The 14,085-nt window shown below is 35.9% G+C and carries 13 protein-coding genes; 2 read left to right on the top strand and 11 right to left on the bottom strand.

The annotated features are described in order from the left end of the window. Positions 1–34: 34 nt before the first annotated feature. From G508_RS0107745 to G508_RS0107690, 11 genes are all read right to left on the bottom strand, one after another. Entirely contained in the window at positions 35–1,735 is a 1,701-nt protein-coding gene (locus G508_RS0107745; protein ID WP_026704779.1) for a diflavin oxidoreductase, read from the bottom strand. Further along, entirely contained in the window at positions 1,725–2,540 is an 816-nt protein-coding gene (gene cobA / locus G508_RS0107740; protein WP_026704778.1) for a uroporphyrinogen-III C-methyltransferase, read from the bottom strand. The genes G508_RS0107745 and cobA overlap by 11 nt, the downstream gene beginning before the upstream one ends. Positions 2,541–2,630: 90 nt before the next feature. After that, the gene (gene cysK / locus G508_RS0107735) at positions 2,631–3,542 is read right to left on the bottom strand and encodes a cysteine synthase A (protein ID WP_026704777.1); all 912 of its coding nucleotides are present in this window, start codon (positions 3,540–3,542) and stop codon (positions 2,631–2,633) included. 21 nt (positions 3,543–3,563) lie between these two features. Continuing rightward, positions 3,564–4,397: a serine O-acetyltransferase EpsC gene (gene epsC / locus G508_RS0107730; protein ID WP_026704776.1), complete on the bottom strand. Its 834-nt coding sequence runs from the start codon at positions 4,395–4,397 to the stop codon at positions 3,564–3,566. A 7-nt stretch (positions 4,398–4,404) separates the two neighbouring features. After that, positions 4,405–5,649 (bottom strand): sulfate adenylyltransferase subunit 1, encoded by a 1,245-nt coding sequence (locus G508_RS0107725; protein ID WP_026704775.1) that lies wholly within the window; start codon positions 5,647–5,649, stop codon positions 4,405–4,407. A gap of 23 nt (positions 5,650–5,672) precedes the next feature. After that, on the bottom strand, positions 5,673–6,581 hold the full coding sequence (cysD, locus tag G508_RS0107720; protein ID WP_026704774.1) for a sulfate adenylyltransferase subunit CysD: 909 nt from the start codon (positions 6,579–6,581) through the stop codon (positions 5,673–5,675). A gap of 30 nt (positions 6,582–6,611) precedes the next feature. After that, positions 6,612–7,313, bottom strand: coding sequence for a phosphoadenylyl-sulfate reductase (locus G508_RS0107715; RefSeq protein WP_026704773.1), 702 nt, complete (start codon positions 7,311–7,313; stop codon positions 6,612–6,614). 583 nt (positions 7,314–7,896) lie between these two features. Then, on the bottom strand, positions 7,897–8,346 hold the full coding sequence (locus G508_RS0107710) for a hypothetical protein (RefSeq protein ID WP_157485910.1): 450 nt from the start codon (positions 8,344–8,346) through the stop codon (positions 7,897–7,899). Positions 8,347–8,469: 123 nt separating this feature from the next. Then, entirely contained in the window at positions 8,470–9,129 is a 660-nt protein-coding gene (locus G508_RS0107705) for a response regulator (protein ID WP_026704771.1), read from the bottom strand. Further along, positions 9,129–9,926, bottom strand: a complete 798-nt coding sequence (locus G508_RS0107700; RefSeq protein ID WP_026704770.1) for a sensor histidine kinase — start codon at positions 9,924–9,926, stop codon at positions 9,129–9,131. The genes G508_RS0107705 and G508_RS0107700 overlap by 1 nt, the downstream gene beginning before the upstream one ends. A gap of 708 nt (positions 9,927–10,634) precedes the next feature. Continuing rightward, entirely contained in the window at positions 10,635–10,955 is a 321-nt protein-coding gene (locus G508_RS0107690) for a hypothetical protein (protein WP_026704768.1), read from the bottom strand. Positions 10,956–11,181: 226 nt separating this feature from the next. Between G508_RS0107690 and G508_RS0107685 the strand changes: the two genes are divergently transcribed. Together G508_RS0107685 and G508_RS0107680 are read left to right on the top strand one after the other, a co-directional pair. Further along, the gene (locus G508_RS0107685) at positions 11,182–11,787 is read left to right on the top strand and encodes a flavin reductase family protein (protein WP_026704767.1); all 606 of its coding nucleotides are present in this window, start codon (positions 11,182–11,184) and stop codon (positions 11,785–11,787) included. Between the two features lies 1 nt (position 11,788). After that, positions 11,789–14,083: an oxidoreductase gene (locus G508_RS0107680; protein WP_026704766.1), complete on the top strand. Its 2,295-nt coding sequence runs from the start codon at positions 11,789–11,791 to the stop codon at positions 14,081–14,083. Positions 14,084–14,085: the final 2 nt, after the last annotated feature.

The raw sequence follows: 14,085 nt of genomic DNA, 5'->3' as shown, positions 1-14,085 counted from the left end.
TTTATATTTTTTTATCTTAATTACAATTGTTGATTTAATAAACATCTTTTTGATAACGACCTTCATTACTCAAAATTTCCAGAATATTTTTTGCTTCATCGATACTGATTTTCCGTTGACCGGCAATGACTTCGATTATGGCATTTTCTACATCGTTACTCATAGGATTTTTTTGTCCACAAACGTAAATACTCGCTCCTTCTTCGAGCCATTGATTGAAAACTTCAGCTTTTTCCTTGATGCGGTTCTGTACATATATTTTTTCCTTTTGATCCCGTGAAAAAGCAGCATCAAATTGAGTTAGAACCCCAGTCGCAATCCATTCTTGAATTTCGGTTTGGTAATAGAAATCTTGAACGAAGTGCTGTTCTCCAAAGAATAACCAGTTCCTGCCTTCGGCTCCAGTCGCATCCCGATGGGATATAAAACTTCTAAATGGTGCAATTCCGGTTCCGGGTCCTATCAAAATAATATCTTTTTCTGGTGGTGGTAATCTGAAATTTTGATTCTTATGGATGTAAAAATCAATGGTTCCATGCTCTGGAAAATCTGCCAAGAATTGTGAAGCCAATCCCGTTTTGATTTGATCTCCAATCTTAAATTTCGATAGATTGACCGTCAAATGCACATGTCCTTCATGGGCTTCCAACGACGATGCGATGGAATACAAACGTGGGGCAATTGGCAAAAGCAAGGCTAAAATGTCTTCTATTTTATGTTCTTTCGTAAGGGTTGCAGTCGATAAAAAATCAGCGAGATCCGCCTTTTCAGGAACTTCCGAGATAGTAAATAACGAAGCAATTTGTTCCAATGAACGTCTGCTCAATCCTTTTATGTTAGAAGTAGTCAACCAATTTTTTAAAGTTTCGGTTTTATCTTTTATTGTGATGATTCGCTCAATATCTTCTTGAAACAAATCGGCAATCTTCTGGATTTCCGAAAGGTTATTTTTAGGAACGATTCCTAAAGCATCTCCAGGTTCATAATCAATAGTGTCATCTGTTTCAATTTCAATGTGGTAGGTTTCTTTGTTGGAACCGATATCATTCAAGACAACCTTATGAATGATCTTACCCGAATAATTTTTCTTGGCTGAAGTGGTTGGAATTGGCTTTACAACCGAAGTAGTTTGTTTTCCAAAATCTCTAAAAACCTTCAACAAATCTTTTTCCCAAGAAAGTACAACTTCAGAAAAATCAACATCCGATTTCAATAAAGGTAAAATTCTAGAAGCCCCTTTTGCTGCCAAAGTTTCATCCAAAAGGACACCAGCATTACAAAACAAGGGATAAGACGAATCGCCAAGTCCTATAACCGCATACTTCAAGTTGGTTAAATTGTGGTTTGTAGTCTGCAGTTTTTCAAAAAAGCCTTGTGCATTTTGAGGAAACTCTCCTTCTCCTTGGGTGCTGATTACAAAAAGTACCAAGCTTTCTTTTTCCAATTTATTGAAATCATATTGAAAAACATCAACCGCCTTGGCCTGAACCTTGTTCTTCTTGAAAGTGGTTAATAATTGCGAGGCGATTTTTTTAGAATTTCCTGTTTCCGTACCATAAATTATAATGGGTTTTACAGCAATATCTTTAGCCGATTCAGTTGATTCAACAATAACTGGACTGGCATTGTTTTGGTCAGTGTATCCCGCCAGATAACCTTTTGTCCAAATAATTTCTTCAATGGAAGCATTTTGAACCAATTGTTTTAAGAGTGATAATTTAGTTTCAGATAGCATTTTGAAGGGTATTTTTATGGTTATCGAAGTAAGATGTTGTAGCGTTTTGTTCTTGGTACCAATTAAATTTTTCATGCAGATTCACCACATTTCCAATCAGGATAATCGTGGGTACAAAAGCAAAATCGGGCAAACTTTTCAGTTTTAAATCTTCGAAAGAAAAAACCGTTGTCTTTTGAAAAGGTGTTGTTGCCTGCTGGACAATTGCAATTCCCTTATGGATTTCAATTCCGTTATGGATGAGTTTTTGTACCAATGTTTGCAGCTTTTGGCCACTCATATAGAATACCAAGGTATCATCGGTGGTAGACCAATCGTTCCATTGATTGCTTTTTACGGTATTCAAATCATATAACGTTAAAAAACGAACGCCTCTTGAATGTTCTCGGGCTGTTAGCGGAATTCCTGTATAGGCGGCAGCTCCAAAAGCTGCCGAAATTCCGGGAATAATCTCGTATGGAATTTCATGGGTTTTCAATACTTGCAATTCGTCCAAGATATTGGAAAACAAAGTCGCATCGCCACCTTTCAATCGAAGAACCAATTTTCCTTGCTGTGCAAATTCAACCATCAAATCGTTTATGTCTTTTTGAGGGGTGTGAATGCCTTTCGAACATTGCTTACCTACATAAATTACCAAAGCCGTTTTTGAGGCATTTTCTTCTATCAGAACTGGCGATACCAATCTATCAGTTAATATCACATCTGCTATTTTCAAGTATTTCAATGCCTTGACACTAATCAAATCAGGATCTCCTGGACCTGTTCCAGCAAGAATGACCTTGCCTTTATTTACTATTTTCATTTGTTTGTATTTTTAAAATAAGACATAAGTAGGGCTGCCTTAATTAAATAACTAAGGAAAAACTTACGAAATATTAAGATTATTTTGTTTTTAGAAGAGTCCTTCTATGGAAAGATAGCGTTCTCCTGTATCATAATTAAAGGTGAGAATTACAACATCATCGGGAAGATTTTTAATCTTTTGGGCAACAGCTGCCAGAGAAGCACCAGTCGAAATTCCGCCCAAAATCCCCTCCTCCTTTGCAGCAGCTCGTGCAAACTGGAACGCCTCTTCTTTACTTACTTGAATTACCTCGTCAATCAAATCTGCATGATAATTGGCGGGAACGAAACCTGCTCCAATTCCTTGAATGGGATGTGGTGCTGGACTTCCCCCACTCAAAACGGGCGATAATTCTGGTTCTACGGCAATGACTTTTAGATTCGGAAACTTATTTTTCAGGATCTTGGCAACTCCCGAAATATGACCACCTGTTCCAACACCTGTGATGATATAATCCAATCGATCTGGAAAATCTTCTAAAATCTCAGCAGCAGTTGTTCTTTCATGGATGGCGACATTGGCTGGGTTTTCAAACTGCTTTGGAGACCACGAATTTGGGGTAGTTGCTACTAATTCGGCCGCTTTTTCAATTGCACCTTTCATCCCTTTTTCACGTGGTGTGAGCTCGAACTCCGCTCCATAGATTTCCATCAATTTTCGGCGTTCGACACTCATCGATTCTGGCATCACAAGAATTACCTTGTAGCCTTTTACCGCAGCAACCAATGCCAAACCAATTCCGGTATTTCCAGACGTCGGTTCGATGATAATGCTGTCGGGGTTTAGCAATCCTTTTGCTTCAACATCTTCTATCATGGCAAGTGCAATTCGATCCTTGATGCTATTTCCAGGATTGTTTTTTTCTAATTTTATCCAAACATTTTTCAATGCTCCAAATAATCGATTGATTCTCACGACAGGTGTTTTCCCTATCGTTTCTAAAATGGTATTTGCTTTCATAATATATTTATTTCTAATGTGTTATATAATAAAATTTAGCGTTTCTGGAAACGATTGTTTGTCTTTTACAATGATTTCGCTTTTGTGGTAAACCAAGGATTGGGCTGGAATTGAACTTGTAATCCACACGTTTCCTCCGATTACAGCTCCTCTACCGATTACAGTTTTTCCACCCAAAATAGTGGCATTGGCATAGATAACAACTTTATCTTCGATGGTGGGATGTCGTTTTTCTTCTACTTTATCACGGCTAACACTAAGGGCTCCAAGTGTCACACCTTGATAGATCTTGACGTCATTTCCAATCTTCGAGGTCTCGCCAATGACGATTCCAGTGCCATGATCTATAAAAAATCGTTTTCCTATTTGTGCACCGGGATGAATATCGATTCCTGTTTTGCTATGTGCATTTTCAGCGATTAGCCTTGGCAAAATAGCGACTTTGCTTTTCCATAATTCATGTGCGATTCGATGTGCTGCTATGGCAAAAAAACCTGGATAGGCAATCAATACCTCATTTTTGGATCTTGCCGAAGGATCAAATTCTAGAACTGTATTGAGATCTTCTAGCAATGTGCTGTGCAAATCGGGTAATGCATTAAAAAAAGACAATTGTTTTTCTTTTGCTTCAGCTTGAGAATAATTCAATTGAAGAAAAAAAGATTCGAGTTCCAATTGCAGTTCTTTTTCTTTACTTTCAAAAACAGCGAAATCTTTGTAGTTTTCAAGCGTACAAAAGAGCCATGAAAACAAATCATCGATCCAATTGGAAACTACTTTGGCATCCAAATAAATTCGGTTTCCTACAACATTCGATTCGTAGATTTTTAAAGCCTTGTTTGTTGATTCTAACATTTTATACTCAATTATTTTGTTCTAAAAACATTAATGCTCCAACGGTTGCAAACGTGGTTTCATCAATCAAGATGGCGTTCCCAGATTTGGGGTTATCGATAAAGGAATCGTAAAATAAATTTTGATTGGTTTTGATTGCGATTTGGGCAATATCATTGAGCTTGATGGTGTCTGTTGTAGAAAATTTCCATTCGTTTACATCCCATTTTCGATTGATTGCTACTACTTTTGCCCTTACATTTCTAAAACGATGCTGTAAAATATAGGTTTTGCCAATTTGCAATTCGGTGTGATCGAGCCATGAAATCCAAGAGTTGATTGCCGAGCCGCTCGTTAAGATTTCCTCTGATTTCACTACCGCATCTCCTCTGCTGATGTCAAAATTTCCATCAAAATGGAGCACTACGTTTTCGCCAGCCTTAGCTTCTGTTATCGTTTCCAGATTTTTTTCAATCTTGATGATTTTGGTTTCAATTTCAGATGGATAAATCTTAACGCTATCTCCTACTTTATAATTACCACTTAAAACCAAACCAGCATAGCCCCTATAATCATGAAAATCATCATTTTTAGGGCGGATTACCCACTGCACTTGAAATCTGGAGGATAAATTTTCGGTGGATGGGATTTCTATTTTTTCTAATAGCTTCAAAAGTGCCTCGCCTTCATACCATGGCGTGCGATGTGATTTTTCTACAATATTGTCTCCCACAAGGGCACTAACTGGCAAATAAATAATTTCATCAAATTTCAAGTTCGATTTGATGGCTTCAAAGTCTACTTTGATTTGTTCGAAAACTTCTTCTGAATAATTTACGAGATCAATCTTGTTGATGGCGATAATGGCTTTTTTAATGCCCATCAAAGATCCGATGCTTGCATGGCGTTTCGTCTGAACCGTGATTCCCTTTCGTGCATCGACCAAAATAATAATCAAGTCTGAATTTGAGGTACCTGTAATCATATTCCGGGTATACTGTTCATGACCGGGAGCGTCAGCAATGATGAACTTCCTTTTTTGGGTGGAAAAATATTTGTAGGCCACGTCAATCGTGATGCCTTGTTCCCGTTCGGCTCTCAATCCATCGGTGATGAGGGCTAAATCTATTTCCTGTCCTTCTTGACGGATCTGTTTTTGCAAAATTCCCAACTGATCGGTATGGATGCTATCTGAATCATAAAGCAATCGGCCAATCAAGGTACTTTTTCCGTCGTCTACATTTCCTGCTGTTATAAATCGTAATGTTTTCATTTTTTTTATCTTTTATAATTGATTTAAAAATAACCCTGCTTTTTTCGATCTTCCATGGCAGCTTCAGAAAGCAGATCATCCAGTCTAGTTTGGCCTCTTTCGCTAACTCTCGTGATAATGATATCATCTATTATGTCTTGAATCGTTGCAGCTTGGGAAGGAACAGCAGCCGTGCAGGTCATGTCGCCAACGGTCCTGTATCGCACTTTTTGATTTACCACTACATCACCTGGCAAGGGCTGAATGAATTTTGAAGTGGCTACCAATTTATCCTGATGCACAATGCATTCCCGATCATGGGCAAAATACAAACTGGGCAATTCGATATTGTTTTTTTGGATGTAATTCCAAATATCCAACTCGGTCCAATTGCTGATGGGGAAAACACGAACATTGTTGCCTTTTTGGACTTTTCCGTTTAAAATGTCCCACAATTCCGGACGTTGCAACTTTGGATCCCATTGACCAAAATCGTCCCTGACGGAGAAAATTCGTTCTTTGGCACGGGCCTTTTCCTCGTCTCTTCTTGCTCCACCAATACAGGCATCAAACTCATTTTCTTCGATAACATCCAATAAGGCATAGGTTTGCAAGGCGTTTCGGGAAGGAAAACGGCCTTTTGTTTCTTCAAGATTGTATTTTTTGATGCTTTTCTCTACATCTGCTACAATAAGCTTCTCTCCTATTTTTTGGGTCAGATAATCTCGAAAGGCAATTGCTTCAGGGAAATTATGTCCAGTGTCAACATGTACCAAAGGAAAGGGAAACTTCCCCGGACGAAAGGCCTTCAAGGCAAGATGTACCAAAACGATTGAATCTTTTCCGCCAGAAAAAAGTAAGGCAGGCTTTTCAAATTGTGCCGCGGTTTCTCTGAGAATGTAGATGGCTTCGTTTTCCAATTGTGCTAAATAGTCGGTTGAATTTATACTCATATTTATATTTTTTTTCTGTTTGATTAGTATTTATTTTTGGTGTAAACCGCATTCTTTTTTAGAATTGTCTTCCCACCACCATCTTCCTGCTCTAAAATCTTCGCCTTCTTTTATGGCTCTGGTACAAGGTGCACAACCTATACTGACAAAACCTTGATCGTGTAATGGATTATAGGGAACTCCGTTTTTTAGTGCATACGCTTTTACTTCTTCGTAAGTCCAATGCAACAAGGGATTGAATTTGTACAACTGAAATTGTGCATCCCATTCTACAATCTTGAGATCATTCCGGTTTTGGGATTGTTCAGCCCTTAAGCCTGTGATCCAAATTTTAGCTCCCGCCAAGGCCCTTTTCAGAGGAGCTACTTTTCTCAAATAGCAACACTCTTTCCTGAGTTCTATCGATTCATAAAATGCATTGATCCCTTTTTCCTCCACAAAATTTTCGATGTCAAGAGTATCAGGCGAAAAGCTTTTTATTTTGACGCCATATTGCAACAATGTCTTGTCCCAAACTGAATACGTTTCTGGATACAACCTTCCTGTATCGAGTGTAAACGTTTCTATATTGGTAAGATTTTGGCTGAAAATAGCATGTGACACCACCTGATCTTCAATTCCAAAACTGGTTGAAAAAACAATCTTCTCACTATCAAGCTGATTGATTTGATACAGTGCCAGTTCTAAATCTGACTTATCAAATAAGGCTTCTAACAAATCCTGATTTATCATTATTTTAAATTTTTGGTTAAAAAAAAATCCCTTTGAATACAAGGGATTTAGCTGACTTACTTCAATTTCGATACTAGAAATCAATAGCGAATGCCATCCCATGGTTTTTGGAACAACAACACATCATGCTTACTGTATTTATTATTGAATTATTCATTTTATTTTTGATTGAAATTTAATTTAAAAAAAAAAGCCCCTGCAGTTTTGCAGAGGCTTGTCATATATTTTATTGTTTAAAATTTATGCAATAGGCGACCCTGCGGAAGTTTTCCACACTGTACAACACATATTGCAAACATTTAAAATCATTGTTCTTATTTTACTTTACAAACTTCTAAATTTTATTTTTAATATCCTAACACTAACAAAAACTTTTTTTAAAAGCGTTTAATTTTTGTTGTTTTGATTAAAAATGCATTGTATTACTATCTAATTGCTTTTTTTATAGGTCATTTTATCAAGAATTATGTAGCAAAAAAAACCGTTGACCTTTGTCAACGGTTCAAACTATCACAGTTTTTTAGGAAACTGCTTTAACAAACTAAATTTTCAAAATTCTATGATTCAATTCACTGATCTTAACTTAAGCAAATTGTCTTGTTTTTCTGCTGATAATTTCTGCAATCTCACCTATCCTCCAAGGAAATGCATTTTCTTCTTCTTCATGATAATGATCTGAGTTCGAAAAATTAATCTGATCTCCAAGTAGAGCTATAACCTGAATCGTTTCATTAATTAAAGTGTTGACTGCATAGGCCGTTACACAACTAATTTTATTGGTATTGACCTCAAATTGGTAAGCATTCATTTTTTTTGTGGTTTTTCCAAAAGGATTCCAATAGGTATGAATGGTAATCTTTCGATTTGTTGTCTTGAGTATTCTTGCAATCTCTGGTGATGTCAATGATGTATTGGACATTTGTGGCAGTAATGCTATTTTTTCATAAAATGTATCACTGGCAAGGATTTCATTCGCTTTTTGAACGGCCTTCATTATAGAAGCACTTCGTCCTGAAAATAATAATGTAATCATGATAAATCTTTTTAAAGTTAGCTAGGGGGTTTTACTTTTGTAAATTTCGGATAAAGTATTTAAATGTACAATACGTATAAATACGTATTTTTTCATCCTCTCTACAAGCCCTAAAATCTAGCTTTAAAGAGAGACAATCTTGTTCTGGAGTGCAAAAACAACTAGACCCGCTACGTTTTTGGTCTCTGTTTTTACAAGTAGGCTAATTCGATATCCTTCAACTGTTCTGGGGCTAATGAATAGTTTCTCGGCAATTTCCACTGTACTTTGTTGCAAACAAATGAGTTCTAGAATTTTTCTTTCTCGCGAAGATAGAAAATCATCACTCAAAAAATTGATAATCTTTTTGTTGGGTGAAAAATTATTGCTCAAAACCTGAATCACATTTTCATTATAATAAAATCCTTTTTTGGCAACTTCTTTAATTGTTTTAATCATTTCGTCTGGATGGGCATTCTTAATCAAGTAAGAAGCAGCCCCTTCTTGAATCATATTAGCAATAAACAAAGGCGTATGATAACTTGTTAGTGCTATTATTTTTATATCGGGATATTGCTTTCTAATGTTCTTTGTCGCTTCTACACCATTGATTGTAGGCATATTGATATCGATCAAAATAATATCTGGAAGTATAGTTGCAGTTTCTAAATATTCTAAAAGTTCAGCACCGTCACCAGCTTCACCAACTACTTTGATAGCCTTCACTCTTTGAAGCAAAAATACGATTCCTTTTCGAAATAGAACTTCATCATCTACTACTACTATATTTATTTCTTCTGCCATCAGAACGATAATTTAGCATTAACTCCTTGATTTAGTATACTTTTTATTTCAAATTTCCCTCTCAAAAATGCTGCCCGGCTCTTGATATTTTTCATCCCGATACCATTCTTTTTCTTAGATTCTTTCATGTCAAAACCAACTCCATTGTCAGTATAATGAATTTGACATTTGCTTTCAGTAGTGTCCACTTCAATGTTTATTAGCGAAGCTTTTCCATGCTTGATAGAATTATTAATAAGTTCCTGCACAATTCTAAAAATGTGCAAATGATTTTTGCTATCGATTTTGCCAAAAGCCAGTTCTTCTCTGGGATTTATATAACTAACTTTCATGAGTTCTCCGCTACTATTTGCATGACAAAGTTCTTCCAAAGCTGCATGCAATCCAAAATTCTCTAGGATTGGAGGCAATAAATCATGTGCAATACGTCTGGAATTTTCTAAAACTTGCTTCGTTACCAAAATAATGTTGGAACTAATCTCTTCAAAATCCTTTTCGGGAAGATCGTTACTCGAAAGTAAATGAGCATTCAACGAAATAACATTCAATTTGGAGCTAATATCATCATGCAAATCTCTAGCAATCCTTTGTCGTTCTCTTTCTTGGGTTTCCAATGTAGCTTCTAGAAGTTCCATCTGATGCTGCAATTCCATGTCTTTATTTTCAAGTTCTTTCTTAAGAATCTTTTTTCTGGAAAAATAGAAAAACAGCAATAATGCTAATGCCATTAATACAAAGGCAATGAAAGTATAAATTATAACTTCGACAAATTGCTCAGCATTTGGAATTATCTGCATTGCTTTTATTTCTGAAATAGAATAATTAACATTTTATAAAGATATGAATTTTACAAATATGTTTAACGTTTTGCTCTTAAAGGTGGTTTTTAAGTCTTCTCCATTCTATAAAAATATAGATTTGGTAAATGATATAAAGAATTCCATTTAAGGCCCAAATATTTCTCCCATATGACTTGTCAAGCGTACTTAAGATATTTCCTGTCAAAAAAAGAACAGTGCTTCCAAAAATATAAATAAAGATACCTGTATTGAGATAATAATATTGCTTACTTTCATTCAAGATATTATAAAAGTGAAACATGGCATATATTACAATTAAAAAGGAAGTGATAAAAATTTCAAATAAATTAAAACCAAAAAATAGCGAAGGATCAAAATAATATTGAACACCCAAAACAATTGGACAAATTACCAGTCCGATGAGCAAAAATCTTCTTTGTAAAGGAACTGTTAGAATCGTATAGTAAAAAAAACTAAGAAGCAGAAATTGAAAAAAAAAATAAAAATGGGAAAGGAATAAATTATTCATCCCATTTCTACTGTAATAACTTGTTATTAACTGAATAACCGAAATCACTAAAAGATAAAAAGTAAAAATCCTGAACGCCTTGTTAAGTTTTTTAAACTGAATTAAAAACAAAACAAGGTTAATCAACATTAATAAATAATTGACATCAGCTAAAATTCTTGGCACAGCATGTTATTTTATAGACGATTAATATGTGACGGACCATTGTTACAGCAATTAGGGCAGGGTTCTGCAAAATCATAGATATGAAAACCATTTGCTGGATCGATCATATCATTACCATTTGCATCAACACCCACTACAACAACAGTCGGCTCATTATTACTCTTAACAGCAAGATAAGCTCTGATATCAACTGTTCCTGTCTGGTTCATCAAAGCTCTTATATTTTGTCCTGGAATTTTAAAAGCCTTTATCCCTCTCAGAATAGTAACATCATTATTCCATCTTTCGGCCCATTCTTGAGCAACTTCTAATGTGATTGCATTTTGTGGCATAATTGCATTTTTTTAGTTAATTGTTTTGGTTGAATTCTTTAACAAAATAATACTATTAAATTCTAATATCAAAAAAAACACCTAAAATCACGTATTTATACGTGGTCTTTTTCATCATCTTTTAAAAAACCAAAAAATACATATTTCCTATTTTTAGCCTACAAATAACAAAAATCATTAAAAATGATTCATAAAATTTTCTTTTATTTGTACAAACAACAACAATATGGAATTCAACCCTGATGAGCTGGATCAAAAAGCTATTTATAAATTACTAACAGGTGCCGTTATTCCTCGTCCAATCGGCTGGATATCATCAATAAGTGAAGACGGAATTCTAAATCTGGCTCCTTTTTCTTTTTTTAATGCCGTTGGTGATGATCCTCCTCATGTGATGTTTTCAGCTTCGGGATCGCCAAATGCAAACCGAGATACCTTGAGCAATGTTTTAGCAACCAAACAATTTGTAGTCAATATGGTCACCGAAGAGTTGGTAGAACAAATGAACATGACAGCTCAATCCATTCCTTCTCTGGAAAGCGAATTTGATCATGCTGGTGTCACTCCAATTGCTTCTTCAAAAGTAAAACCGCCTCGTGTCAAGGAATGCCTTATCTCGATGGAATGCGAATTGGTACATCATTACACACTAGAAAACAACAAATTTGGCGGACAAACCATCATGGTTGGAAAAGTTGTGATGTTTCATTTCCACGAAAGCGTTTTGCTGGACGATTATAAAATTAATATGGAAAACTACAGTCCAATTTCACGACTTGCTGGTTCAGGTTATTCTAAATTAGGAGAAATTTTCTCTGTCAAACGAAATTAAAATGAAAATTACAATAATAGGTGGAGGTCCAGGCGGACTTTACTTTTCAATACTTAGCAAAAAAGCACTTCCTGATTGTCAAATCGATATTTATGAACGAAACAAAGCCGATGATAGTTTTGGTTTTGGCGTAGTGTTTTCAGATGAAACGCTAGGTGAATTTTTAACCCGAGACACAAAATCGTATGATTTAATCCGAAATGAATTTGCCTATTGGGATGATATCGTAGTAGCCCGAAATGGCGAAACAGTCAACATCGCTGGAAACGGTTTTTGTGGCTGTTCCCGAAAAACATTGTTGCAATTATTACAGCAAAGATGCCGTGAAGAAGGCGTCAATCTTCATTTTGAGTATAATATTGATGATTTAAGCCAATTTAAGGATTCTGATTATATTGTAGCTTGTGATGGAATAAATAGCGTCATAAGAGACAAATTCGCATCTGATTTTGGCACCAAAACCGAATTAAAGAAGAACAAATTTGTCTGGCTTGGTTCTACAAAACCGCTCGATGCCTTTACTTATTTCTTCAGAACAACGCCTTTCGGAACTTTTGTAGCACATTCCTACCAATACCAAAAAGGAATGAGTACTTGGATTTTCGAATGCAGTCCACAAACTTGGGAAAATGCAGGTTTTGAAACTACCAATGAAGAAGATACAATCGACAGGATTTCACAACTATTTGCAGAGGAATTAGATGGTCATGGCCTGATTTCAAACCGATCCCATTGGCGTCAATTTCCAGCAATCACTAACGATGTTTGGCACAAGGATAATATTGTTCTTTTGGGAGATGCCAAGGCTACTGCCCACTACTCTATTGGTTCAGGAACAAAACTCGCCATGGAATGTGCCATTGCTTTATCCGATTCTATTGTTGAATTTGGCACTGATAAAGATAAGGCTTTCGCCAAATATGAGCAGTTACGCAGAAACCGTGTGGAGATGATCCAGCACGCTGCCAATGTATCACTGGAATGGTTCGAAAACATGGACCGCCATATTAAACACGATTTCTATCAATTTGCTTTTGGCGTAATGACCCGTGCCAAGAAAGTAACATTTGAAAATCTTGCCCTTCGCGACAAATCCTTTCCAGAAAAAGTCTTGAATGAATTCAATATAAAACGTGGAATCGAAAATCTAAAGACTCCAGCCGCCTTCACTCCTTTTTCATTACGAAAAATGGAACTTCAAAATAGGATAGTAATGGCTCCTATGGGACAATATTCAGCCGAAGATGGAATTATAAACGATTGGCATTTTACCCATTATACAAATCGTGCAATTGGAGGTTTAGGATTGATTTTAACCGAAATGACTGCTATTTCCAAAACAGGAAGAATCACTTTAGGTTGTGCTGGTATATATTCTAAAGAACAAGTAGTTGAATGGAAAAATTTAATAGATTTTATTCATAAAAACACTTCAACTAAAATTGGAATCCAACTAGGTCATTCAGGCCGAAAAGGAAGCATCAAAAAACCGTGGGAAGGATCAAATGAACCTTTAGAAAATGGCTGGAATTTGATTTCGGCTTCGCCAATTGTTTTCAATGAAAAATTTGAAACGCCAAAGGAAATGACAGTTTCAGATATGGATGAAATTGTTTCTCAATTTACCCAAGCTGCAAAAAATGCCGACGAAGCAGGATTTGATATGATTGAATTGCAAGCGCATCATGGTTATTTATTGGCTTCTTTTCTATCGCCTTTAACCAATATTCGTACAGATGAATTTGGCGGAAGCATCGAAAACAGATTGAAATTTCCATTAAGAGTTTTCAATGAAATGCGAAAAGTTTTCAATCAAGACAAACCAATGTCAGTAAGAATTTCAGCTTCAGATTGGGCCGAAAATGGAATTACCGAAGAAGAAGTATTTGCAATTGCTCAAGCTTTTAAAAATGCTGGAGCAGACATTATAAACGTTTCAACAGGAAATACAGTTTCTCATCAAAAACCAGCAATTGGCAGGATGTGGCAAACACCTTTCTCAGAAGCCATTCGAAATACGGTTGATATTCCAACTATTACAGCTGGATACATTCAAGATATTGACCAAATTAATACCATTTTATTAAACGGTCGAGCCGATTTGGTAGCATTAGGAAAAACATTGCTTCTGGAGCCTAATTTCGTTCGAAATGCACAAGCTTATGAGCAATTTCAGAGCAAAGATGTTCCAGTTCAATACAAAATAGCTCTCCCACATTTTTACCCAATGAAAGCCGGAGAACGAAAAATGGTGGAAGGAATGAAGAAAGCATTAAAACCAGAATCGCATAAATAATT

This window comes from Flavobacterium soli DSM 19725 (assembly GCF_000422705.1).
Taxonomy (GTDB): Bacteria; Bacteroidota; Bacteroidia; order Flavobacteriales; family Flavobacteriaceae; genus Flavobacterium; species Flavobacterium soli.
Note: the sequence above shows the minus strand (reverse complement) of the source record. Positions and strands in the feature narration are given on the sequence as shown.